Below are 23,655 nucleotides of genomic sequence, written 5' to 3'. Positions count from 1 at the left end.
TAATTTGCCCGGATCAAGGAGATCACGAGCGATGACTGACCAGATCGTATGGCTGAACGCCCCCGGCGACATCACCCAATTCCATATAGAGCAGCACCAGTGTGAAGGCCCCGGCCCTGGCGAGATCCGAATCCGCCATGAGGCGATCGGAACGAACTTCCTCGATGTTTATCACCGGAAAGGTATCTACCCGATGCCGTCCTACCCCGCGGTGATCGGCGCCGAAGCGGCTGGAATCGTCGAGGCTGTCGGTCCGGGCGTCTCGACGTTCGGAAGAGGTGATCGCGTCGCCTATGCCGGGCCTCCGGTCGGCGCCTATCGCTCCGCGCGCAACATCGCCGCTGAAAGGGCGATCAAGCTGCCGGATACCCTTTCGGCAAAAACGGCTGCGAGTTCGCTCCTCAAAGGCATGACCGCCTATATGCTGTTGAAGAAGACCTATGATGTGCGTGCAGGAAACCACGTTCTGATCCATGCGGCTGCCGGCGGGCTCGGCAGCATCCTGGTTCGCTGTGCCAAATCGCTCGAAGCCACCGTGGTCGGGACGGTCGGTTCCTCCGAAAAGGCAGCCCTCGCCAGATCTTGTGGAGCCGATCACCTGATCGTCGGGCGCGGCGCCGATTTCGTCGCGGAAGTGAAGCGGCTGACGAACGGGCCCGGCGTCGACGTCGCCTATGACGGGATCGGCGGGGATACGCTTCTCAAAAGCATACACTCTGTCCGCCCATTCGGCATGGCTGTCACCATCGGTCAGGCCGCCGGCGCCATTCCACCGGTGCCTGTCGAGGAACTTCGCCCGGGCAAGGCGCTCTGCCATCCGAGCATCATGGCCTGGTGCGCTGACGTCGGACAATATCGCGAGGCTGCTCTCGCTGCGATCAGGGCGATGGAATCGGGGATCGTTTCGCAGATCGGCGCCGAATACCGTTTGGCCGATGTTGCGAAGGCGCACGAAGAGATGGAATCCGGGCGCGCGGCGGGCAGTATCCTGCTGATACCCTGATTGCTTCGAGAAAGAACACTGGCAGAGATCATGGATCGCCAGCGCTTCCGATCGCGCGGCGGCCTTCGACGGCCTGATCCGGTCGGGCGATCCCAGCGACCAGATGGAGACATTTATCCAAAAAATGGCATTATCTTATCCATTCCGGCCATCTACAGCGGGAAAACCTGTTCCGATAGAATGCCGCCATCGAGGTGGGCGATCGGCAATGGACTGCCCGCGCCCTGCCTCGCAAAGACGCCGGCCTGTCTGGTCGGCGTCGAATGACGGGAAAGGATGAAAAACATGTCTACAGACAACAAGCCACTGATCGCAGTCACGGGCGCAACGAGCAAACAGGGGCGGAGCGTCGTTGCGACGCTTCTTGAAAGCCAACGTTTCCGGGTGCGTGCTCTCACTCGACGAAAGGATTCGCCCGAAGCTTTGCGTCTGGAAAAACTCGGCGCGGAAATCGCCGTCGTGCCCCTCGAACTCGGCCTTCAGAAGGAATTCGCTGCGGCATTCAAGGGCGCGGATGGCGCGTTTCTGATGACGCCGCCGATCGCCCCGCCAGAGACGACTGAGGCTCCTCTCGGCCGGCAACTGGCGGATGCGGCCGTGGAGGCCGGCGTAGGGCACATTGTTTTCAGCACGCTCGAGAATGTCGACAAGATCACCGGTGGGACGAAATATGCGCCGCATTTTACCGACAAGGCGCGGGTTGCCGATTACATTCGCGGCCTGCCGATTTCTCATTCCTTCGTCATGCTGGCATTCTTCTACACAAACCTTATCGAGTATTATGCGCCGCGGATGGAAGGCGACACCCTGCTCTTGCCGATTTATCTTCCGGAAGATTTCCGCGCGCCTTTCGTCGATCCACTGACGGCGACCGGGCCCGTTGTCCTCGAGATCTTCTCAAATCCCGAGCGCTACAACGGCAAAACGCTGCCGATCGTCGGCGATATCATTTCTCCGCGGGAGATGGTCGAAACCTTCCGACGCGTCACCGGCCTCAAGGCCGAGTATCGAAATGCTTTCACCAGGGATGGCCTTCTGCGCTATTTCCCGGAATTTGCCGCCAACGAATTTCTGGTTCGAGAGCTTCTCGGAATGGTCGAATATGCGGTCGAATATGGCTATTTCGGCAAGGAACACGATCTCGAATGGAGCCGCCGGCTCAATCCAGAGACGCTCAACTGGGAGCAGTTTCTGCGGACGACGGGATGGCGCGGCGACAAGCGGTCTTTCGGAAGTTGAACAGCGGCTTACGACGGCCGGATTCCCGGCAGCTTGGCAATCTCGGCGGCAAGAAAGTCGACCAGCAGCCGAACGCGGGCAATGGCTGCACGCTCCGGAACAATAAGTAAGCTTAGCGGAACCGGCGAAGGCCGATAGTCGCCAAGCACCACTTCAAGCCGGCCGTCGTCCAGCAGATCTTGAACCAGCCAGAGATGTGTAGGACCGATGCCGCGTCCGGCGGCAAGAGCTTCGCGCGCCGCAAGCCCGTGATCGACACGCAGCCGACCGCCGACCGGGATCATGAATCTGGCGCCATCGGGGGCGGTAAGAACGAGCTGGTTGCTGCCTGCCACATTGGACATCACGATGGTTTCGTAGCGTGACAGATCGGCCGGACGCTCCGGCCGCCCCTGGGCGGACAAATAGGCCGGAGCGCCAACCAGCAGCCGCCGGCTCTCTCCGACCGCATGAAGTTTCATCGAGCTGTCGGCGAGAGGTCCAAGGCGAAGCGCCACGTCAACGCCTTCGCGAACCAGGTCGATGCGTTCGTCCGTCAGGTTGAGGTCGATGCGGATGTCCGGATGCCTGTCTTGGAAGTCGAAGATCATACGCGTGACATGCATCACGCCGAGCGCTGCCGTACAGGAAAGCCGAACAGCCCCCGCCGGAGCCTGACGGGCATCTCTGGCTTCCTCAGCGGCCTGTTCGACCAGACGCAAGATCTGAAGGCAGGTGGTATAATAGCGACTGCCCTCCTCCGTCAGGGTGACGCGGCGGGTGGTGCGGCTGAGCAGCGGCACACCGACAGCCTCCTCGAGTTCATTGAGGTGCCGCGTCACGGTGGATTGGCCGAGGCCCAGCTCCTTTGCGACCATTGACAGGTTGCCGCGCTCAGCGACCCGCACGAAGGTGCGCATCCTGTCGAAAGACAATCCGGTCTTATCCATTCTTAAGCACAGTGGTGGCCATCCGCTCCATATACGGAATAATCCTGACTGTGCCCAGACCTCAAGGCGCCCCACTTCCGTTATGGCGGCACGTGCCAGATTATCGCGTCGAACCGCGCGGCACGATGGAAAAGCCGCAATTGACCCTGTCTTCCCGGGGCGGCTCATCATGAATGGCATGCAGCAGCATGTCGGCGACGCGGTAGCCGATGTCCTGGCGCGGGATGTGCACCGTCGTCAGCGACGGCTCGATGAAGGGCGAAAATTCCAGGTCGTTGAAGCCACAAATGCCGACATCCTCCGGCACGCGGATGCCGCGCGCCTTGCATTCGATCAGCACGCCGAAGGCCAGTTCGTCGCTCTGGGCAAAGACGGCATCGACATTGGGCACGCGCTCGAGCAGGCGGGAAAACAGCTCTCTGCCGAGGCCGATACGGCTCGGCGCATCGCCGCCGATGATGAGATCCTCGTGGAAAAGGCCGGCTTCCCGCATCACCGCCTCATAACCCTCAATGCGCCGGCGCGAGCGGACATCGGCGCCGCGACCGATGAAGGCGATCCGACTATAGCCCCTCGACAACAGGAACCGGGTGGGCTCGGCGCCCGCCATATAATGATCGAGGCCGACGACCAGGCTTTGCGGCTCCTGACTAAGATCGGTGACATGGGCGATGGGACAGGGGGCGCTCGCCAGCAGCGGCAGAAGATCGCCGTAGTCCTCGGCACCGGCGATGATGACGCCGGCCGGCTTCTGGGTCAGGATGGATTTCAGCAGGCCGGCTTCACCCTCGCCATGGTGCAGCGTGCTCGAATATTGCACGGTGAACTCCGTGCCGCGGAAACAATCCTCGATACCGATCATCAGAGCGGCGAAGCCGTACTGGTGCAAGGCGGGGGTGATGACGCCGACAATGCCATTGTGGCGGCCGGCCAGCGCCCGGGCGGCAAGATTGGGGATATAGCCCATCTCCTCTACCGTGCGCAGAATCTCCTCGCGCAGATCCTCCGAGACGATTTCCGGATTGCGCAATGCACGCGAAATGGTGATCGGGCTCACGCCCACCTTCCTCGCCACGTCGCTCAGCTTCACATGCATCCCGCGCTCGGCTTTCCGCCCCCGCTCAACCGAATTCTTCATCGCCCCTCATATACCGTGGGCCAGACGCGCCTGCGGCCGATTCCCCGGTCATGACTTCCTGACGAAGAAATATTTTAGAGTCCACTAACTTTTATAGCCGCAACGGGTTCCGGAGATCCGACTTTGCCGAAGCGAGCGGGACCGGCTCTATCAGGCGAGACGGCGGGCAGTTTGGCGGGGAACGCGGCGGCTGGCGCCGGCATCGGCGACGGATGTTAAACTTGAGTAATGTCTTACAAATCGGCAATATAAACATGATCAATATTTAATTTGTAAAGCCCTCCGGCGTGATCATATTTAATCCCGAGCGCGAATTCTTCTCCCCTCCCCCGATCGTCGCCTCCCGACGATCCGCGCCGGCGAACGGAGGAATTGGCGCACCTCATCCGACGCCAGGTCCCAGACATGGAACTACGACGCCGTCACAAGCCAACGTTCTCGCAAGGGATAACCACCATGTCACATATCCTCAGCAAACATCGCACAGCAGCACTTGTCGGGGCCGCCATCATCGCCGGCGCGGCATGCCTTCCCTTCGCCCTCAGTTCGCCCAGCGCCTTTGCCGCACCATCGGACACGGGCGGTATTCTCGCCCCGAGCGGCTCCTTCGCCTCCGTCGTCGACGCCGACAAGCCCGCCGTCGTCACCATCACCACGACGATGAAGACGACGGATGTCAGCGCCGAGCAGGAATCGCCGATGGACGAGCAGTTCCGCCAGTTCTTCGAGGATCAGGGCATTCCCCTGCCACGCCCGGCCCCGCAACAGCGCGGCTCCCAGCATGCGATGGCGCTCGGCTCCGGCTTCATCGTCAGCCCGGAAGGCCTGATCGTCACCAACAACCATGTCATCGACAATGCGCTCGACATCAAGGTGACGCTCGACGACGGCACCGAGCTGCCCGCCAAGCTGATCGGCGCCGATCCGAAATCCGATGTCGCCGTGCTGAAGGTCGAGGCAGGCAAGCCGCTGCAGACCGTCGCCTGGGGCGATTCCGACAGGCTGAAGCTCGGCGATCAGATCCTGGCGATCGGCAACCCCTTCGGCATCGGCACGACGGTAACGGCAGGCATCGTCTCGGCCCGCGGCCGCGACCTGCATAGCGGGCCCTATGACGATTTCATCCAGATCGATGCGCCGATCAACCACGGCAATTCAGGCGGTCCGCTCGTCGATCGCGAGGGTAAGGTCGTCGGCATCAACACCGCCATCTACTCGCCGAACGGCGGCAGCGTCGGCGTCGGTTTCGCCATTCCCTCCGACGAGGCCAAGGCGATCGTCGCCAAGCTCGAGAAGGATGGTTCGATCAATCACGGCTATCTCGGCGTGCAGATCCAACCAGTCACGAAAGATGTCGCCGACGCCGTGGGCCTCGACAAGACAGGCGGCGCGCTGGTGGCCGCCGTCTCCGCCGATACGCCGGCTGCCCATGCCGGCCTGAAGCCCGGCGACATCGTCACCTCGGTCGGCGGCGAGACCGTCAAGACGCCGAAGGACCTGTCGCGTCTCGTCGCCGATCTTTCGCCGGGCACGCAGAAATCGCTCGGCGTCTGGCGCGACGGCAAGACCATCGATCTCAACGTCACCGTCGGCGCCAATGCGGATGGCCGGAAGCAGGCTGCGGCGACAAGCCCGGAAGCGCAGGGCCACGCCTCCGGCCAGCCGAGCCTCGGCATCGGCCTTGCCGACTTGACGCCCGATGTGCGTCAGAAGCTCAACCTGCCGCGCTCCGTCAGCGGCGCGGTGGTCGCCAGCGTCAATCCGGATAAATCGGCCGCCGCCGCCGGCATCCAGTCGGGCGACGTCATCGTCTCGGTCAACGACCGGCCGGTGCACAATGCCCGCGACGTCAAGGCCGCAATCGCCGAAGCCGGCAAGGCCGGCCGCAAATCCGTGCTGCTGCTCGTCGAGCGCGACGGGAACAAAACCTTCATTGCTGTGCCACTTGCCGCCGCCTGAGGGCCGCGTCCGGCAGCAAGACCTTCATTGCCGCACCACTTGCCGCGGCCACAGCCCCTCATCCGCTTGCCGGCACCTTCTCCCCGCTCGCGGGGCGAAGGGACGATGCCGCAAGCTCACCGTTCCTCGCCACCTCTCGGAGGGCACGTCCCCTCGCCCCGCAAGCGGGGAGAGGGCTAGGGTGAGGGGCAAGCACGTGGCACAAGGCCTTGTGGCTGTCCGGCTCCGGCACATGGGCTGCGGCCTCTCTTATCATCTGCATCGCAGCGCATGGCAAATGCCGGTATTTCTGATGAAAAACCGAACGGACCTCCGGTTTTTCGTATCGGAAAGCGATGTGGAAACAAAGTGTTGCGCCATTCCCTGACATTCCGGCTAGCGGGCCTTCAACTGCCGCTGGACGAATTAACCCTACTGCCTTACCTTAATATCAGCATCAGCTTGAATACATCCCGCCCTGTGACATCGTGTTTTCATAATCGCTAATTTGTTCCGGCACGGCGCACCGGAACGGTGACCCGCCTTTCCCGTGAGGGACCGGCTTCGTGCATCGAGCAGCGCCGCAACATTGAACAGAGGGGTATGCCATGAATAACGTGGTGGAATTTCGCGCCAAATGCCCGAACGACGAAAGCCTCGCCGACTGCCGGGAGGCGCTTGAACCGCAGGTGATGAAGATCGTCGCCGAGGCCGTCGGCAGGGGCTATCCGCCCGCCGAAGCGGCCATGGTGGTCGCCGATATCGCCGACGACTATATCCTGATGCTATCGCGCGAGCTGCGGAATTGACGGCTCGGCGTGCGCAGATCCGCACGCCGATAAGCCAGTAGCGAGGGAAGCAGTGGACCGCGCAGCACCTGCCGGGGTAGCAGGGGGTACAGGAGACGAGACCGGCCACGCGGCCCGGCGATCCTAACGCCGGATAATGCCGGAAGTTCCGACCCCGGCGCTATCGCCATTTCGGCTGGGGCGGCGGCGCATTGGCCCGGATCTCATGCAGCGGCGCGTGAGACCCGAGCAGCTTTTTCAGCTTCTTCTCCTCCGCCGGGCCAATCCCAAACTTGCGGCAATGCTCGGCAACGTCATGCTCCCGAGGCCCCGGAACGCGAACTTGGCGGTTGCTCATGCTCTTCATGTTCGTTTCCTCCTTGAAGGGGATAACAAACAAGCGGCATTTTTGTTCGTTAGCAAAGTCTAATTTTAGTAAGGGGCGAAATACGGCAATATATCAGCCGAGCTGACGCCGTTTTGCTGCGTTTGACTTGCCGGCATTCGCCGTCAGTCGATTGCCAACCGCAAGGATGGCGCTCAACTGATCTTCAGCCAATGCCTGAGCGCCGCCACAGCCCCATCGCTGGCATAGGCAATGACCCCGCCCGTCGTCAGGCCGGCGAAGGCAATCAGCCCTGAGATGCCATAGCCGATCGATTTCATCCGTTTCCACTCTTCGAGCGCCGGGCCGACCGTCTCCTGGTTCTTCTCGACGGTTTCCTTGAGCGTCCCGATCTCGGCGCGGATCTGCGCGTCCGCTCCGCCTGTCATCGCCACTCTCGTATCGAGATGGGCGATCTGCCTTGCCTGTTCGTCGAGCCGCTTGTGGATCACGGCTCGACCCTCATGGGCATTGGCTTTTTCGTCGCTCATCTCCTGGCGCAGCAGCGCGACGTTTTCCTCGATGCCGGTCAGCCTTCCCTCCACGCGCCCGAGCGCGCGCAGGATATCGTCGTTGGATGTCATGGCAGGCCACCTCAGGAATTGAATTTCAGCTTTTCGGACTGGGCAATGCCGTTCGAAATCCGGTCGATCATGATCGGCTGCGGATGGATGAAGGAGACCGGCGAAAGCTCCCCGACAGACGGCGCCGGACGCACTACGGAGCCAACCGGCATGACGACGGCGCTCACGCCTTGATAGGTGATGACGTTGCCGGCGATGCTGGCGACGACCTGCGTGCTCAGGCGCGCCAGGCCGTCCGGGCCGGAATAGATGTGCAGCGTCTGCTCGGGCCTGAAGATGCTCGCATCCGCGACGACGATCTGGTTATAGGTGGCAACGCCGTCAGTTCCGGCCTGCGCGGTCAATGTCGTGCTCGCAAGCTCCAGAATGCCGGGCCAGACACCGCCTCTGGAGGGGGAAACCCACGCCGCGTAAGTATCGATTGCAGCATCGCAGCAGGCCGATGACTGCGCAAGGATATCATCGCGAAGCCGCCATTTGCCCGAAGCGTCGGTTCCGTCCGACGGCCAGCTGTTGTTGGTTCCATAGACCTGATACTCGGCCCTGAGGCCGAGATCGTTGCAGGTGATCGTCCCGGTCGCCGGCGAAGTGCCGCCGGCGAAACTGTAGGTGAAGGTGTTGGCGTCGACGACCGATATTACATAGCTTCCATTGTAAGCGGTCGGCGTTGCTCCCGAGATACTGACGGTCTGGCCTGTCGCAAGTCCGTTGAGGCCGCTTGCGATGGTCGCCGTGGCAACCGTGCCGACCGAGGTCAGCGTGATGTTGCGTGTGACGGTCGTCCGCCCGAGCGGCGGGAAGGCGACGATTCTGACGCCAGAATATTCGGCGCGCAGGCGGGTGACCAGGGAGCGGTAATTGGTGGTGAAGAACTGCGTATAGGTCGAGGCCGTGTCGTTCTGCCCCATCTGGTTTGTTATGACCGTGAACGGCCATTTATTGCCGTTGAAGGCGATGATTTCGCGGATGATGTCTCGGCGCCTGGTCGCGATCGAGGAGCCGCTGCCGGTATATTCGCGGACGGAGCCGGCACCGGGCATGCCGATCAGGCAATGGGGGATGCGGCCAGGGCCGCCGTCCCTGTCGAGCCAGCGGCGCAGCCAGCCGAGGTTGAGGAATATTCCTGGCGCGCCTCGCCGATGCTGTCGACGAAAGCCAGCGCGACCGGCCTTCCATCCCAGTCGCCCTTGGCGACCATGAAATCGGCCCCCCAATATTGCGGCTGCGCCTGCGTGCCATAGCCGGTATCGAGGCTGACGGTGCTGTCGCCGAGCGTATGGGCGATGGTGCCCGCCCTGATATCGCGGTTGAAGACGCAGGCATCGAGCATGAAGATCTGGATGAAGGTGGTCAGCCCCAGCTGGCGGGCTTTCAAGAGCACGTTGAGATAATGCATTTCGTCGAAGAAGCTCGTCTGCATCAGGTTCATCTCGAACCGAACGCGCCTGCCCGCCTTGTCGGTGATCCAGTAGAGATTGTTCAGCCGCCAGCGCCAGTCGGAAAACTGGTCAACCGCCGCTTGGAAGTCCGCGCGTCCTGCCATTGACCGCCTCCAGCAATTGCGAGACCTCACCGGTCACGCCCTGTTCAGGCTCGACCTTGGCGCCGTATTTCTTCGGCCTGAGCTTCTCGGCGACCCATTGACGGGTGGCGATGCGCAGCTGCGAGCGCCTTATCGCCTCGCCGTTCTCCTGCCAGCCGGTGGTCTCGCCGCTAGCATTCTTCTTTTCGATCCAGTCGTCGCTGCTGTTGTCGGCGATCTCGACCATCGTCGACGAAGCTGTCGGCCATGATCTCCCGCGCCAGCGCATATCGCGCCCGGAACGCCGCCTTGTCCTCGTCGGCGAGCCAGGAAAGCACCGTCGATTTCGCCGGCATGTCCTCATCCCGGCAGATCGAGCGCAGGCTTTCCCGGTCGGCGATGCGCGCACAGATTTTTTCCGCCAGCGCCTGGCTGAACTTGCTCGGTCTGCCCATGGGTCGGCGTCTGACGCTCAGAACAAGGCGATAATGTTGGAGGCCGTGGTCCCGGTCAGCGCCACGATTGCAGCATGAACGGGAAGGATCGTCACGGCCGGCACGCTCTTGAAGATGACGGGATCCACATCCCGCCGCGGCGCAATCGCCACATCGCCGGCCGTGCCGATATAAAGCGCACGCGCCCCGACAATGGCGGTATCGTTCGGCGTCACCACCGCGGCCCGCGAGGCCGGAGCAATCGAGGGGTCCATGCAGTTCTCCTTGGAAAAGGCGGCTCTTGATCCCGACGCAGCTGCATCAGGCGCTGTTTCGGTAGATTGCGACAGAACGCACTCCCCACCCTCCGTCATCCAGGGCTTGACCCTGGGATCCATGCCCGTTGCCGCGAGTGGAGGCCGACGTGGATCCTCGGGTCAAGCCCGAGGAAGACGGAGCAAGAGGTGAGCGCTGCGCCAAACCCGCGTTGTGTTCGATGACGCCGGCCAGAAAGCCCTGCCGAATGACGCACACCATCTAAGCGTCGCCGGCCTTCACCGCCGGCATCACCTCTGAATTCAAATTTCGCAGCTTGGATTTACGGTAGGATTAAATGATCCGCCGGGGGGTAATCAAGGACTTTCCAGCGTAGAAATTGCCTTCGATGCCGGCTCGGAATTGGCGGAGACAAATTGGTCAAACGTTGGGGCCGAACGTCCCTCCACCCTCCGTCATCCCAGGGCTTGACCCTGGGATCCATGCCCGCTGCTGGTGGAGACCGCCGTGGATCCTCGGGTCAAGCCCGAGGAGGACGGAGCAAGAGGTGAGCGCTGTGCCAAACCACGTGGTGTTCGATGACGTCGGCCGGAAAGCTCTGCCGAATGACGCACGCCATCGAAGTATCGCCAGCCTTCGCCGCCGGCATCACCTCTGGACTCAAATTTCGCAGCTTGGATTTACGGTAGGAATTAAATGATCCGCCGGGGGGTGATCAAGGACTTTCGAGCGTAGAAATTGCCTTCGATGCCGGCTCGGAATTGGCAGAGACAAATTGGTCAAACGTTGGGCCGAACGTCCCTCCACCCTCCGTCATCCCAGGGCTTGACCCTGGTATCCATGCCCGCTGCTGGTGGAGACCGGCCGTGGATCCTCGGGTCAAGCCCGAGGAGGACGGAGCAAGAGGTGAGCGCTATGCCAAACCACGTGGTGTTCGATGACGCCGGCCGGAAAGCTGCCGAATGACGCACGCCGGAAAGCGTCGCCGGCCTTCACCGTCGACATCACCTCTGGACTCAAATTTCGCAGCTTGGATTTACGGTAGGATTAAATGATCCGCCGGGAGGTGATCAAGAACTTTCCAGCGTAGAATGCCTTCGATGCGGGCTCGGAATTGGCGGAGACAAATTGGTCAAACGTTGGGCCGAACGTCCCCCCACCCTCCGTCACCCCAGGGCTTGACCCTGGGATCCATGCCCGTCGCTGGTGGAGCCCAGCGTGGATCCTCGGGTCAAGCCCGAGGAGGACGGAGCAAGGGGTGGGCACGGTGCCACACCCACAATGGTGTTCGATGGGGCACGCCGGAAAGCCCTGGCGAATGACGCACGCAATCGAAGCATTAGGCTTCGGTATTCCTCATAATACAGGCGAACCGCAGCCCACTCCGCATCGTATAAAGTTCGTGGCCAGTTCGAGGTTCAGGGATTGGATTGACGACAGGAGAAGGCTTGTCGACGGTCCAATCGCCTCGATCTATTCCGCTGTGCAGCGCAGCCAGGTTTTGACCATTCAACGCGCATAGCTTTAAGGTGTCATTGAGAGGGCACGCGGCCGCCCCATTCCCACTCACCAGGACCGCAATCACCAACGCTGCCAGAAAACGCACTCGACCACCCCATATCATCGCCATCGAACCCACCGGCACCTTAGGTCGTATGCCGGAGAAGGCAAGACGGCGCCCCTCCTGAAATCGGAAAAACCAAATGCGTTCAATGCCTGGATAGAGGCGACAAGCGATACCATCCAACGTGAGCGAGGAATATACTATCAACAGGCTGCCGATCACAGATGGAGGAGTCTGTGAAAACCACCGTCTCAGCACTTCTTCTTTGCCTCGCCACTTTTCTCGGCGTGCACCTGTCCGCGAACCCGGCCGATGCCGAGGAACTGGTGCGGTTCGAAAGCGCCCCCGTCAAGCTCAGCCCGTTTCGCATCCGCAAGGCCCTCGAACAGGGAGAAATTCTCTCCCAACCGCAGGGCACGCCGTTGCTCGGCTATCTATCCCGCCCTGCCGGCGACGGCCCCTTCCCGGCGGTGGTCATCCTGCATGGCTGCGATCACCTGCGTTTGAGCGTCAAGGAGCTTTGGCCGAAACGGCTGGTGAGATGGGGCTATGTCGTGCTTGTCATCGACAGCTTCACCACCCGCAAGCTCGACGACACCTGTCGAAGCCATCTTCCCGAGCGCGTCTTCGATGCCTATGGCGCTTTGGACTTTTTGTCGAAATCAGGCTTCGTCGATATCAGGCACGTCGCCTTGATGGGCTTTTCGGCCGGCGGCACCGCGGCGCTGGACGCCACGAAAATCGACGGCAACGAGCAGCTCATGGAGCGCAAGTTCAGGGCCGCGGTTGCCTATTATCCCGCCTGTGACGCCGATCGCGGCGACCCGACAGTACCGACCCTGATCATGACTGGCGAGAGAGACAACTGGAGCCGGGCCGAACGATGCCAGAAGAGGCTTGCCCGCCTCAGCGACAATGCCCCGCCCGTCGAGCTCAATGTCTACAAGGGCATCTATCACAATTTCGATGCGCCGGAGTTCATGGTGGGACGGAGAGTGCTGGGTCATATCGAAAAATACGACCTCGACGCCGCGGCGAAGTCCATGCGCAGCGTTTACGCCTTTCTACGCAAGTACCTGGCAAACTAAGCCACTGCCTGATCTCAGGAGGATCGATCGCGGCGCGCTCCGCCATTCCAGGGCCTTAGAGCCTGGATGCCTCCCGCCGGTTGCCCGGCATTTACCGGCTCCCCAACCTCCGTCATCCCGGGCCTTGAGCTGCCTTGAGCCTGGGATCCATGTCCGCTGCCGACGTGGGGCCGGTGTGGATCCTCGGGTCAAGCCCGAGGAGGACGGAGTGTGAGGCGATCTCTGCGGCAAATCAATCCAGGGCGCTATTTACGCCCCGAACTGAACGCCTAAACGTCGCTCGGCCGCCCTGACGTTGCCTGGCTCGCCGAGGACGTGAATGCTTCTTCGGCGCTCGGCACTTTCCCCTCCGGCGTCAGATCGTCGACGGCCTTCGGAAGATCGCGGCTCAGCCGCCCTAGGATCTCCTGATGCGAGAGGCCGGTATTCCTGGCGATCTCGTCCAGGACATCCGGACCGAGGGCGGTGGCAAGTTCGCCGTCATTGATGTCGGCATTCTGGCCGCGGCGCACCCAGGATTCCATCTTGTCGCCCTGGCCGTTCTGCTGAAAGGTCTTCAGGAGGTCGCCGAGGCCGCCGCTGACGATGCTGCCGGACGTCAATCCACCGAGAAGGCCGCCCAAGCCGCCCAAACCACCGCCCGAGCCGGCCAGCCCGCCGAGGATACTGCCGAGCCCGCCTGGTGGCTGGCCACCTCCGGCGCCTGCCTGCTGCGGGTTCTGGAGGCCGCGCAGGAGTTCCCGGATCTTGTCCCTGTTCTGGTAACCGGCAACCGCAAGAACGGCGAGAAGCGCCTTCATTTGACCGCTCATCATGATGAAATCCTCCTTGGTGCGCCAGGCAATCACGCCACCCGGAGCGCTGAATGGGCGCAGTGTTCACAATGGTGAAAATCTCCCGCCGGCGGGCAGAACGCCTATGCCGGCGGCATTGTTCGGCTGCCTCGAGGCAGCGTCAGATTTCCGGGCAACCGCGCCGGTTTGCAAAAACCATCCGCTCCGGCCCGCGGCGGGTCATTCCTTGGACGACGATGCTGCGCGGCGACATGCGGACGATCTGGGCCCGACGAAGGCCTTCGCTGCGGGCGATGTCGAGCGCATCGTCGGGATCGCAGCGGCGCGGCCCCGGGCGGTCGTAACGGTCGTAACGGTCGTAACGGCCGTAGCGGTCGTAATCGCGGTTCCGGTCGTAGACGCCGACGCCGCCGGGGCCGATGCGCAGCTCCATATCCTGGGCGGCGGCAATCGTCGGTGCGATCGTCAGGCCGGTCATGGAGGCCAGGCCGATCAACACGAACTGAAGAGACTTATGCATGGATTCCTCCCATGGCCTTGTTTGCTTATCGCCATACCAACATCGCCATCGGGATTTTGTTCCGTGAGGCCGGAGGAGCCTGCGGGGAGAAAGCAAGGGCCTGCACGACAGCGCGGAGCCGCTCAGCGTGCTCGGGCGTGATGCTCCGGCCAGGCGACTGCGAAGCTGCAGATCGCGGCCGCATCGACCAGCACCGATGGCGCGTCTCCGACTGGACCCTGTGTGCCCTGCCCGCTGGCGAGAAAGGCGCTGACCATCCGGGCGAAGTAATCGCTTTCGAGGCCGGGCACGACCGGGTCGCCGGTATCGAATTCCTCGAGCATGCGCCACACCACGCCTGCTGGCGTGGCAAAGGGCACCTCGTAGCGGCGCAGGCGCTTGTTCGGGATTTCAGCCAGGTGCTCGGCATGGTGGAGAAGGGTCATGGTGTCGAGCGGGGCTCCGGCCATGAGGACCTTGCCGCCGGCCGCCACGAGTTTGGCGAGCGGCGAACCATCGCCATAGCAAGATGCCGTTATCGCGGATTGCCCGGGAGCTCATGGGATCGAAAGGCGCAATATGGTCGCGCCATTCGAAAGGAACGCGGCCGTTCTCGTCAAGCAGTTCGTCATAGGCGCCGTTCCAGTCCGCATAGGCGACGATGGTGCCCGACGGGCCGACGACATCGCGCAGCGCATCGATGAACATGTCGGGACCGTTGAGCAACCGCCCCAGTCTGCTCATGGCGGCATGAACCATGACCATGTCGCCGGCGCGAAGTCCGAGCTTTTCCAGATCCTGGCTGAGCGAGAGACGGGTATGAAAGTGCGGAGCGGTCATCGGCCAACGATCAGCAGGACACGACCCGGAGTCAATGCTCCCGGGCGGACGTCAGGGCACCATCGCTCGCAATACCCTGCTGCCGCTCACGCGCCTCGTACCTCCGCGCCCGCGGCGGGCTTCCGTATGGTGCACCGCTTTCAAGGACATGAACCTGGTGGACCCTCTACCGCCGATCGGTGCCCCCTGAGCCATCCTTGCGATCTATGAAAGCTTCGGCTTCATCCACCACGCGTTCCTTGATGGCATCATGAGCATCGGACGCAACGTCCACGGCCTTGTGATAGACTTCCGACGCTACCTCTTTGCCTTGCGCGACGACGTCCTGGGCCTGATGGCTGAGGCTATCTCTCGTGCTATCTGCGGCTTCGCCGACCAACTCATCCTCGGTATCGGTATGGGGCAGCGCCGCGCCGATCGCTGCACCGACCGCGAAAGCCAGGGCACCGCCGACGAGCGGCTGGTCGCGGAAATGGGTGAGGATCGACTCGTTGAGTCTGCTCGTTTGCTCCTGAAGACCGGTCGCCGCCGAAGAGGATCGGCTCGACAGCGAGCTCGCCGCGTCAGACGCACGGGCGCTGAGGTCGCTCGCGGCGCTTTTCGCCTGCTCCCATTTCTCCGCCGCCCAGCCGGTTGCCGCGTCAAGCATCGCACCAGTCTCGTCGGCGATCTGATTGATCTGCTTTCCGCTAGCGTCGGCGAAGCCACGATAGGTCTTGCCCGCCTCGTCCATGAAATGGCCGGCACGACTTCCTGTTTCGTCTGTCAACGCTTTCAACCTCTTGCCGGATTCATCGGCAAAATGGCTGTAACGGGCTCCGTTTTCCATTGCCGGCGGGCCAATCCGGCGAACCCGTCCAGTCGCCGGGTAAAGCGGGTATTCAGGATCCTTGCTCCAGGTCGCCGTGTCGCCTGATGAAGGACTGCCTTTTGCCATGAGCCAGGCGAGGCTCACGCCCATCAGCGCGACCGGCAGAGGGTTCGCCTTGAGGGCGTGGCCAAGATTGCTGACATACTCTGCGCCGCCGCTTCCCTTGGCATATGCGATGACCTCATCGATGAGCTGGCCCGGCGACATCCGTTCCTGAATCGCGTCAATCCGATCTCCTATGCGGCGGCGGTCTTGGTCGATCTCCCACTGAAGCTCGGCCGATGTTTTTTCCGTTGAATTTTCCATCAGATTTTGTCCTTCACAACATCAACGTCGCGGCGAAGCGAAGTCGCAGTACGATCCAGTTTCATGTTGTTGGCGCGAAGCGCGGCGAGGCCCCGGGAGACCAAGCCCCAAGCGATCCCGGCAATGATGAGTCCGACGATCAGAGAGGCGAGCGCACCTGCAGTGGTTTGGGTAAAACCCTGTGTCACGAGGAAGGCCGCGAGACCGCCGACAAGCGCACTCAGCAGGACGCCGACTGCCCCGATCGCCAGGACCAATCCGAATAGGAGAACCTCCACGCCGCTGAGCGCCTGCGAAAGTTTTTCCGAGGCTTCCGTCTTGGCAAGGTCGATTTCCTTGCGGAGCAGGCCCGTGACATCACCCACGAGGCCACTGACGAGCTCGGAGAGGGGTGTGTTCTCTGAAGTTTTAGCCATTGTTCTCGCCTCCGGTCGTTGCGGCGCCGGGGCGTAGGCCAATCGACGGTTCGCGCGGCGCGGCAACTGTTTGCCTTTTCGCGGAGGCCGTCAGGAAGCGGCTTGCCGCCAGGCCCGCAAGTGCGGCGATCCCGAGAAAGGCGAGCGGTTGCCTGCGCCCGAAATCCTCGGCCATGGTGGCGATTTCGCCGATGTCCTTGCCTTCCATCCGCCGAGCGACGGTCTGCACGCTCCGCCCGATTTGCCTGGCGTATCGCCCGACCTCAGCCTGACCGGAGCTTTCCATTTCGGCGCCAGCTTTCTCAAGTGCCGTTGCAACGCCGCCAACCTGGCGAGCAGCGAAGCTGGTGCGTTCGGAAATGACTTCCTTGGCTTTCTCGACGGCCGTGTCGGCGCCTTCCTTGATCGCTTCCTTGGCGGCGGAAATGTCTTCGCTCACCTTCGCTTCCAGATCGGAAACGGACGTGCGCGTTCCCGGCGAAGAACCAAAAGCTGGCGATGAGGACGGTGTCTGCGCCGTTGCGCTTCTTCCTGCCGGATCTGTGAAATCGTTTTGCATGTCTAACCTCCCATGTCGTGGCGGCGACTGCCGCAGCCCCGAACCACGGGTGCCCCGCTTTGTTCCGCGAATGCCAAACGTTCCGCTTCGGCATGGCTCAGATCTGCGACTGCAATGAAGCAGCGCCGTCCTCGGCTCCTTCTTGATCTTTGGCAGGCGTGACAATGGACGCTGCGACGTAACGCTCCTCCCTGTCGCCATCGTTGAAGTAGTAGACGGCGAGCAGGGATCCCTCCCCGCGTTTTACCATTCTGGGATAACCGAGATCAGCCGTGCCGCCGTCGCTGCGGATGACCTTCTCGGCGCCCCATGTCTGGCCGTCATCGAAACTCATGCGCATCCGGATACCAAATGGCGGATCACGATAGCCGTAGACGAGCAGCAGCATGCCTTCGATGCATCCGAGCGCTGGCGGGTTGCCATTGCTGCCGGTGTCGCCGACAATGCAGCCTTTCCATGTCCAGGTCTTCCCTTCGTCGTCGGAGGTGAAGGCTTCTATCCAACCCTTGCCACCGCCCCTCCCCATGCAGCGCGTCAAGGTCAGCATGGCGCCACCGGAAAGCGCTACCGATGCCGGCATGATCGAATAGCCCTCAGGTTCCGGGCCGACAGAGCCTTGAAGGACGAAGCTGCGCCCGCCGTCCGCAGTGCGCGCGCAGAACACCCTGCCTTCCGAACCGTCCTCTTTGGAGGTGCTGAGCATGAAGAGCGCATGTTCCCTGCCAAGAGGCACGATATCGGTGCGCGCCGAGATCGGAAGGTGCAAACCCGTGAAACGATACGGACCCTGCCATGTCAGGCATCGATCCCGGCTGACATAGAACCAGCTGACCGCATCGCCCTCTACATCGGTCCTGGCGCACATGACGATCGTCTCGGGATCGAGAAAGTCTATCGGTTCATCCAGACGGCCGAGGTCATCACGAACCGACAGATGCGGACGGATCTTGAGATCGGCGTTCAGGTGCTCATCGGCCGAAAGCGAGAGCCCACCGGGCACCCGGCCGCAGAACGGCTCGTCCATCCATGTCAGTCCGCCGTCCAGGCTGCGTGCCTGCCAGGGTACGAATGGATAATCACGGTCCAGTTCGTGCAATTCCCCCTTCGCTCCGAGTTTGCCGCGCGCGAAGACGACAACGATTTCCTCACCCCAGGACCAGAGGCCATAATTTGCCGGCCAGGCTGCGAACTCGCCCTGTCTCCTGTAGATTTCAATATGGCGGAATTGCATGTCCATTGGGGCTTCCGCTGTCATAGCGTCTCGACTGGAAGTGCCCGCACGAGCAGTTCATCATGGCCGAGCAGCCGTTCGAGTTCGCGACGGTATTGGCGCCACCACGCCCGATCGAGACTGCCCACCATGACTTCGATCACGATGACGGTATCTTCTTCAGTGCCCTCGTCATTGGACCAAAGCCCTTTTGCGGGGGAATTGAGATAGGCCGTCACACCGCCATGGCGCTCCGTCATCTCGCGCTGAATTGTCGCGATAATGTCTCCGATGTCGATCGTCGCTTGCGGCGCTGCCGGAATAAACAACTGAATCAAATGCATGTGGAATTCTCCTCGTCTCGCAAACTTCGCAGGTCTGACGAGGTTCCAGCCCGCCTCTAAATCTGGTGCGATGTCATGGTGTCGGCTCCGCGCCGAAATCGCCGATATCCGTCGGACAACAAGGAAAGCGGCAGCAGGCGGTGGTCGCCGTCGTGCAAGGTGCACCGGGCCGCGGTGGCGAGCCCAGACGCAAGGTGCCGTCCAGGGCTGATCAAGCATCCCTTTTACCGAAGACAGATACCAATTAGTCTTGACTCATCAATTAGTCACGACTATTGTGTTTACATGATCGAGACCACCCCAATTACCACCGTCATGCGCGCGCTTGCCGATCCTACCCGGCGGGCGGTGTTCGAGCAGATCGTCCTCTCCAAGGAGATCACCGTCGTCGAACTGACACGGGCGAGCACCGTCACGCAGGGCGCCGTCTCGCAGCACCTCAAGGCGCTGAAGCAGGCGGGCCTCGTCGCCGAGCGCCCCGAGGGCCGCAATGTCTATTACCGCGCCGAGCCGGAAGGCCTTGCGCCGCTTGTCGACTGGATGAGCCATTACGGCACCTTCTGGCGCGAGCGTTTTGCCGATCTCAGAACCTTGCTGAAGGAAATCGATCCATGACTGACACCGCATTGAAGCCCGACACGCAGGAGATTGTCGTCGACGAAGTGTTCCCGCACGCGCCGGAAACAATCTGGAAAACGCTGACGTCAGCCGAGTTGATGGGCCGCTGGCTGATGATGCCGGCGGGCTTCGAGCCGGTCGAAGGCAAGCGCTTCACCTACCAGACGACGCCGGCCGGCGCCTGGGACGGCACCATTCACTGTGAGGTGCTGGAGGTGAAGCCGAATGAGCGTCTCTCCTATGCCTGGAAAGGCGGACATGCCGAGAATGCCGGCTACGGCTCGCCGCTCGATACCGTCGTCACCTTCCTTCTCTCCAGGACGGAAAACGGCACACGGCTGCGCCTCATTCATTCCGGCTTCCTGCTTCCTAGGAATGAAACCGCCTTCCAGAAGATGGGCGAAGGCTGGAAGAAGGTCGTGAAGAATATCGGCACCCTCGCCGGCAGCGAGGACTGATCCGCACGAGCCACATCACAAATTTGTTCAGGAGAAAGCAAATGAGCAAGCCTTATACCGGCGGCTGCGCCTGCGGCGCCATCCATTACGAGATCTCGGCCGAGCCGATTGCGATGAACGACTGCCAGTGCCGCGATTGCCAGCGGACGAGCGGCACCGGCCACGGATCCTATCTGACCTTCCCGAGCCGGCAGGCGGTGAAGCTTGAAGGAGTGGCCAGCCACTGGCAGATGGTCGCCGACAACGGCAACGTCAAAACGCGGGGCTTCTGCCCGGCCTGCGGCGCGCCTGTTTACCTGACCTTCTCATACATGCCCGATTTCTTCACGATCCACGCCGCCAGCCTCGACGAGCCCGAGCGATATCAGCCGCAAATGGCAACCTACACCGTCCGCGGCCTTGCCTGGGATCGGGTCGATCCCGACGTGGCGAAATTCGAAAAGATGCCGCCGATGTGAGGCTGGCGCAGCGCCTGCAAACATGGCGCTCTCGGGTGCTCGGTCGCGAGCGGTGAAGGGTCCGCTCACGACATCGTCGCTTGCCCATCGGGGTCGAGTTTTTTCCTGCCATTGCGGATTCCATAAATTATCTTGACATTTCGCCGCGCAGAATATAACCATTTAGCTATATAGCTAGCTGGTGATGCATGGACGACAGGCTTGATGCGATTTTTTCCGCCCTCTCCGATCCTACGCGGAGAGCAATTCTCGCGCGGCTTGCCAATGGCAAGGCGACCGTAGCCGAACTCGCGGACCCCTTCGAGCTGTCTCAACCCGCCATCTCAAAGCATCTCAAGGTCCTGGAACAGGCCGGGTTGATCCGCTCCGGCCGGGAAGCGAATTCGCGTCCCCGCATCCTCGAGCCGGCAGCCTTGAAGACAATTGCGGATTGGATCGCCGATTACAGGCGCTTCTGGGATGAAAGCTTCGATCGTCTCGATGACTACCTCTCCAAGGTACAAGGAAACGAAAATGACCAATCCCGAGACCGAAACAGACAATAGCCGTGACTTGGTTCTCGTGCGAAGGTTCGATGCCCCCTGCGATCTCGTTTTCAAGGCATGGACCGACCCGAAAGCCCTGGTGCAATGGTGTGGCCCTCACGGCTTCACGGCGGTCGGCGACAGGCTGGAAGCCTGGCCAGGCGGCAGACACCGCGCCTGTCTGATTGCACCGGATGGAGAAGAGCATTGGGTCGGCGGAAGATATCTGGAGGTCGAGCCGCCGCACAGGCTTGTCTTCACCCATGCCTGGGAGACCGCAACCGGCGAAACCAGCCCCGAAACGATCGTCACGATTACCTTCAGGGAAAGCGAGGGCGGCACGGAAATGACTTTTCGGCAGAGCGGATTTGCCAGCGCATCCTCGCTTGAGGGTCATGAATCCGGTTGGTCGCAAAGTTTCGAACGATTGAACTCTTTTCTGGGAACCGCCGAAGGGCAAAATCATGGGTAAGGCGACAATGAAGCTTTACTATTGCGAGACGCTCAATCCGCGAAAGGCATGCGCCGCCGCGCGTTTTCTTCAAGCCGACGTGGAATTCGTCAGGGTTGACCTGGCGAGCGGAGAACAGCGAACCGCGGAATTCCTGGCGCTGAACCCGAACGGGAAAGTCCCGGTGCTGCAGGAGGAGGCCGGAACCTTATGGGAAGCGAACGCCATCATGTGCAGGCTGTCCGACACAGTCGCGTCGGATTTCTGGCCGCATGACCATCGGCAGATCGACGTACTGCGCTGGTTGAGCTGGGATGCCAGCCATTTCACCCGGCATGGAGCAACGCTGTGGTTTGAAATGCTGATCAAGCCGTTGTTCGGCGGAGAGCCCGATATCGCCGTGATCGAAGACGCGAAGACGAGCTTTCGGCTCCATGGCCGGGTGCTCGACGATCATCTGGCCGCCAATAGTGTCGTCGTCGGCAAGACACTGACCGTGGCGGATTTCGCTTTGGCTGCTGCGCTTCCTTACGCCGCCGCTGCCGACATACCACTCGCCGAATTCCGGCATATCCAAGAGTGGTACGGAAGGCTTGAAGAACTGGATGGGTGGCGAAACCCTTTCCCAGCCTGAGGCCCACGAAGGTCTATTGCAAGGCGTGAAGCGCTGCCGCCGAGGTTTTCTGAGAGCATCATCGTCTCCCGGCCTCTTCTCCACAGCAACGCTTTGTGTGTATATTCCACTATGCCGAGCACACCACGCCGTCACTGGCCGAGGTTGCTGCAAAGCGTCCTGGCATTGCCAAACCGGCGGGTAGATTCTGTCGTGAGCACCACAAGGTACTTGCTGATCTTGCCGCTGATGGCGGCCATCGCCTACATGGCGGTCTTGGGCCTGCTCTATTTTTCTCAGCGAAGCCTGCTTTTTCCCGGAGCAGGCGCCATGCCCCTTCCGGAGCAGGCGCGCTGGGGCGAGTCGGTCCACATCAAGACGCCCGACGGGGAGATGCTTCAGGGACTGTACAGCCAAGGCGACACCGGCAAGCCCTGTGTGCTCCTCTTTTTCGGAAACGGTGACCGCGTCGACAATTACGCATTTCTCGCACAGGCGCTGGCGGCGCGCGGGATTGGATTGCTGGCGATTTCCTATCGCGGCTATCCCGGATCCACCGGTTCACCCAGCGAGCAGGGGCTGCTGACGGACGGCATCGCCGCCTTCGACTGGCTTTCGGCACAGGCCGGAGGCGAGATCGTCGTGCTCGGCCGGTCGCTTGGCACCGGCGTAGCCGTGAACACCGCCGCGAAGAGGCCGGCCGCCGGGGTCATTCTTGTATCGCCGTACCTGTCGGTTCTGTCGGTTGCGCAGGCGCGCTATCCGTTCCTCCCGGCTGAAATTCTTCTCAAGGATCCGTTTCGCTCGGACCTCAACATAGGCAAGGTCAGACAACCGAAGTTGTTCCTCCACGGCAGGCTTGATGACAGCATCCCACTGTCTTCAGGGCAGGCGCTGTACGAGATCGCACCCGAACCCAAGCGAATGGTGATCTATGACAGTGCGGGTCACAACGACATCTTCAGCGATAGCCTGGTCGGCGACGTGGTCCGTTTCGTGGAAGCGCTGAAAGGAAGCGGTCCCAGATCCCGTCAGGAACAGGAGCCGGTTCCCGGCGTGATCGAGCGATAGATGGCTTGACTGTGTGATCAGCAGACAGTTAGCGCTTTTGGCGTCACGCACCGCCACCACATAATCGTTTCACTTTTTCAGATTGAGGGCCACGCATGGATGCGCAAGCCAAAGTCGACCTTCCAACTCCGAGACAAAAGTGGGGTTGGGCGACGTTGCTTTGCGTTCTGGCATCGCCAGTCTTCCTCATTCTGAAAACACTCGCTTTCATGATGGGCCCGAATGCGTTCCTGTTTTTATTCGGGGCATTCATCCTCGTCGCTGTCGTGGGTTATTTTCTTGGCCCCGTGTGTGGTCTGGAGTGGGTATATAGCGTTAACCGAGGTCATTCTTGGCCTTTCGGAAGACCACCAATACTTCTTGTGCTGTTCGTCGAAAGACCGATTTGAAGCAGAACTTGCTTCATGGGTGCCGGTTTTGATGTTTCCGGCAGGAATGACGAACTGCCTACTTTTAGCCCGGTCTGTGTTTTGGAAATCCCTCACGCCCCGACAGATGATGTTGGTTGTCGCGGTCTCGACTGTTATCGCGCAAGGTCTGTTGTGGTACTACGAATGGCAAGAGGTGATTGTGAATTGCTCGGCCGTTCAGTGTAACTTCTGAAATGATTTGCGAATTGATTGAGGCATATACCAACTCACGTCGCCTAACCTCAAGCTAGAGCACGCTTCGATTTTTCAGAATCGCAGATTCGCAAATCAGCTGAAATATGATTCTCTGTCCTACCGGAAAAGG

At 61.3% G+C, this 23,655-nt stretch carries 24 protein-coding genes and 4 pseudogenes; 12 read left to right on the top strand and 16 right to left on the bottom strand.

Annotation, left to right across the window (positions count from 1 at the left end; genetic code table 11):
- Window positions 1-31 precede the first annotated feature (31 nt).
- The gene (locus tag CO660_RS29030; protein WP_097601515.1) at window positions 32-1,003 is read left to right on the top strand and encodes a quinone oxidoreductase; all 972 of its coding nucleotides are present in this window, start codon (window positions 32-34) and stop codon (window positions 1,001-1,003) included.
- A 285-nt stretch (window positions 1,004-1,288) separates the two neighbouring features.
- Window positions 1,289-2,242, top strand: a complete 954-nt coding sequence (locus tag CO660_RS29025; RefSeq protein WP_097601514.1) for an NmrA/HSCARG family protein — start codon at window positions 1,289-1,291, stop codon at window positions 2,240-2,242.
- 8 nt (window positions 2,243-2,250) lie between these two features.
- Here CO660_RS29025 and CO660_RS29020 read toward each other — a convergent pair whose 3' ends face one another.
- Both CO660_RS29020 and CO660_RS29015 read right to left on the bottom strand, forming a co-directional pair.
- Window positions 2,251-3,171 carry a LysR family transcriptional regulator gene (locus CO660_RS29020; RefSeq protein ID WP_097601513.1) on the bottom strand — a complete coding sequence of 307 codons (921 nt, stop codon included), beginning with the start codon at window positions 3,169-3,171 and terminating at the stop codon, window positions 2,251-2,253.
- A gap of 100 nt (window positions 3,172-3,271) precedes the next feature.
- Window positions 3,272-4,309: a LacI family DNA-binding transcriptional regulator gene (locus CO660_RS29015; RefSeq protein ID WP_097601512.1), complete on the bottom strand. Its 1,038-nt coding sequence runs from the start codon at window positions 4,307-4,309 to the stop codon at window positions 3,272-3,274.
- A gap of 456 nt (window positions 4,310-4,765) precedes the next feature.
- On the opposite strand from CO660_RS29015, the gene CO660_RS29010 reads away from it, so the two are divergent.
- Window positions 4,766-6,268: a DegQ family serine endoprotease gene (locus CO660_RS29010; RefSeq protein ID WP_097601511.1), complete on the top strand. Its 1,503-nt coding sequence runs from the start codon at window positions 4,766-4,768 to the stop codon at window positions 6,266-6,268.
- Between the two features lie 587 nt (window positions 6,269-6,855).
- Complete coding sequence (locus CO660_RS29005; RefSeq protein WP_097601510.1) at window positions 6,856-7,056, top strand: hypothetical protein; 201 nt, start codon at window positions 6,856-6,858, stop codon at window positions 7,054-7,056.
- Between the two features lie 160 nt (window positions 7,057-7,216).
- Here CO660_RS29005 and CO660_RS29000 read toward each other — a convergent pair whose 3' ends face one another.
- The 6 genes and pseudogenes from CO660_RS29000 to CO660_RS28980 all read right to left on the bottom strand — a co-directional run bounded on the left by CO660_RS29000 (window position 7,217) and on the right by CO660_RS28980 (window position 10,235).
- Entirely contained in the window at window positions 7,217-7,402 is a 186-nt protein-coding gene (locus CO660_RS29000) for a hypothetical protein (RefSeq protein WP_082240273.1), read from the bottom strand.
- A gap of 173 nt (window positions 7,403-7,575) precedes the next feature.
- Window positions 7,576-8,004, bottom strand: a complete 429-nt coding sequence (locus CO660_RS28995) for a DUF1515 domain-containing protein (protein ID WP_097601509.1) — start codon at window positions 8,002-8,004, stop codon at window positions 7,576-7,578.
- Between the two features lie 11 nt (window positions 8,005-8,015).
- Window positions 8,016-9,277 (bottom strand): annotated as a pseudogene (locus CO660_RS28990) (hypothetical protein); the annotation flags it as partial.
- A pseudogene (locus CO660_RS33485) lies at window positions 9,269-9,547 on the bottom strand (terminase); the annotation flags it as partial. The pseudogenes CO660_RS28990 and CO660_RS33485, both read right to left, overlap by 9 nt.
- Window positions 9,513-9,981: pseudogene (locus tag CO660_RS28985) on the bottom strand (terminase small subunit protein). The pseudogenes CO660_RS33485 and CO660_RS28985, both read right to left, overlap by 35 nt.
- Window positions 9,982-9,998: 17 nt before the next feature.
- Entirely contained in the window at window positions 9,999-10,235 is a 237-nt protein-coding gene (locus CO660_RS28980) for a hypothetical protein (protein WP_097601508.1), read from the bottom strand.
- A 1,789-nt stretch (window positions 10,236-12,024) separates the two neighbouring features.
- On the opposite strand from CO660_RS28980, the gene CO660_RS28975 reads away from it, so the two are divergent.
- On the top strand, window positions 12,025-12,888 hold the full coding sequence (locus CO660_RS28975; RefSeq protein WP_097601507.1) for a dienelactone hydrolase family protein: 864 nt from the start codon (window positions 12,025-12,027) through the stop codon (window positions 12,886-12,888).
- Window positions 12,889-13,157: 269 nt separating this feature from the next.
- Here CO660_RS28975 and CO660_RS28970 read toward each other — a convergent pair whose 3' ends face one another.
- The 8 genes and pseudogenes from CO660_RS28970 to CO660_RS28935 all read right to left on the bottom strand — a co-directional run bounded on the left by CO660_RS28970 (window position 13,158) and on the right by CO660_RS28935 (window position 18,727).
- Window positions 13,158-13,703 (bottom strand): YidB family protein, encoded by a 546-nt coding sequence (locus tag CO660_RS28970; protein ID WP_097601540.1) that lies wholly within the window; start codon window positions 13,701-13,703, stop codon window positions 13,158-13,160.
- A 139-nt stretch (window positions 13,704-13,842) separates the two neighbouring features.
- Window positions 13,843-14,202 carry a hypothetical protein gene (locus CO660_RS28965; protein WP_097601506.1) on the bottom strand — a complete coding sequence of 120 codons (360 nt, stop codon included), beginning with the start codon at window positions 14,200-14,202 and terminating at the stop codon, window positions 13,843-13,845.
- Window positions 14,203-14,324: 122 nt separating this feature from the next.
- A pseudogene (locus tag CO660_RS28960) lies at window positions 14,325-15,021 on the bottom strand (AAC(3) family N-acetyltransferase).
- Window positions 15,022-15,187: 166 nt separating this feature from the next.
- Window positions 15,188-16,198 carry a YtxH domain-containing protein gene (locus tag CO660_RS28955; protein ID WP_097601505.1) on the bottom strand — a complete coding sequence of 337 codons (1,011 nt, stop codon included), beginning with the start codon at window positions 16,196-16,198 and terminating at the stop codon, window positions 15,188-15,190.
- The gene (locus CO660_RS28950; RefSeq protein ID WP_097601504.1) at window positions 16,198-16,614 is read right to left on the bottom strand and encodes a phage holin family protein; all 417 of its coding nucleotides are present in this window, start codon (window positions 16,612-16,614) and stop codon (window positions 16,198-16,200) included. Before CO660_RS28950 ends, CO660_RS28955 begins: the two co-directional genes overlap by 1 nt.
- Window positions 16,607-17,173 carry a nutrient deprivation-induced protein gene (locus CO660_RS28945; protein WP_097601503.1) on the bottom strand — a complete coding sequence of 189 codons (567 nt, stop codon included), beginning with the start codon at window positions 17,171-17,173 and terminating at the stop codon, window positions 16,607-16,609. Before CO660_RS28945 ends, CO660_RS28950 begins: the two co-directional genes overlap by 8 nt.
- Window positions 17,174-17,270: 97 nt before the next feature.
- Window positions 17,271-18,410, bottom strand: a complete 1,140-nt coding sequence (locus CO660_RS28940) for a sialidase family protein (protein WP_097601502.1) — start codon at window positions 18,408-18,410, stop codon at window positions 17,271-17,273.
- A gap of 14 nt (window positions 18,411-18,424) precedes the next feature.
- Entirely contained in the window at window positions 18,425-18,727 is a 303-nt protein-coding gene (locus tag CO660_RS28935; protein ID WP_097601501.1) for a hypothetical protein, read from the bottom strand.
- 285 nt (window positions 18,728-19,012) lie between these two features.
- Between CO660_RS28935 and CO660_RS28930 the strand changes: the two genes are divergently transcribed.
- The 7 genes from CO660_RS28930 (at window position 19,013) to CO660_RS28900 (ending at window position 22,920) form a co-directional block, all read left to right on the top strand.
- Entirely contained in the window at window positions 19,013-19,342 is a 330-nt protein-coding gene (locus tag CO660_RS28930) for a metalloregulator ArsR/SmtB family transcription factor (protein WP_097601500.1), read from the top strand.
- Window positions 19,339-19,803 (top strand): SRPBCC domain-containing protein, encoded by a 465-nt coding sequence (locus tag CO660_RS28925; protein ID WP_097601499.1) that lies wholly within the window; start codon window positions 19,339-19,341, stop codon window positions 19,801-19,803. The genes CO660_RS28930 and CO660_RS28925 overlap by 4 nt, the downstream gene beginning before the upstream one ends.
- Before the next feature lie 41 nt (window positions 19,804-19,844).
- Window positions 19,845-20,261 carry a GFA family protein gene (locus tag CO660_RS28920; RefSeq protein ID WP_097601498.1) on the top strand — a complete coding sequence of 139 codons (417 nt, stop codon included), beginning with the start codon at window positions 19,845-19,847 and terminating at the stop codon, window positions 20,259-20,261.
- Between the two features lie 188 nt (window positions 20,262-20,449).
- Complete coding sequence (locus CO660_RS28915; protein WP_097601497.1) at window positions 20,450-20,806, top strand: metalloregulator ArsR/SmtB family transcription factor; 357 nt, start codon at window positions 20,450-20,452, stop codon at window positions 20,804-20,806.
- Window positions 20,775-21,257 carry an SRPBCC domain-containing protein gene (locus CO660_RS28910; protein ID WP_097601496.1) on the top strand — a complete coding sequence of 161 codons (483 nt, stop codon included), beginning with the start codon at window positions 20,775-20,777 and terminating at the stop codon, window positions 21,255-21,257. The genes CO660_RS28915 and CO660_RS28910 overlap by 32 nt, the downstream gene beginning before the upstream one ends.
- A complete protein-coding gene (locus CO660_RS28905) occupies window positions 21,250-21,870 on the top strand; it encodes a glutathione S-transferase family protein (RefSeq protein ID WP_176536404.1) in 621 nt (206 codons plus the stop codon). Before CO660_RS28910 ends, CO660_RS28905 begins: the two co-directional genes overlap by 8 nt.
- A 192-nt stretch (window positions 21,871-22,062) precedes the next feature.
- Window positions 22,063-22,920: an alpha/beta hydrolase gene (locus tag CO660_RS28900; RefSeq protein ID WP_097601494.1), complete on the top strand. Its 858-nt coding sequence runs from the start codon at window positions 22,063-22,065 to the stop codon at window positions 22,918-22,920.
- Window positions 22,921-23,655 lie beyond the last annotated feature (735 nt).

The sequence above is a fragment of the Rhizobium sp. L9 genome, assembly GCF_002531885.1.
GTDB lineage: Bacteria > Pseudomonadota > Alphaproteobacteria > Rhizobiales > Rhizobiaceae > Rhizobium.
Note: the sequence above shows the minus strand (reverse complement) of the source record. Positions and strands in the feature narration are given on the sequence as shown.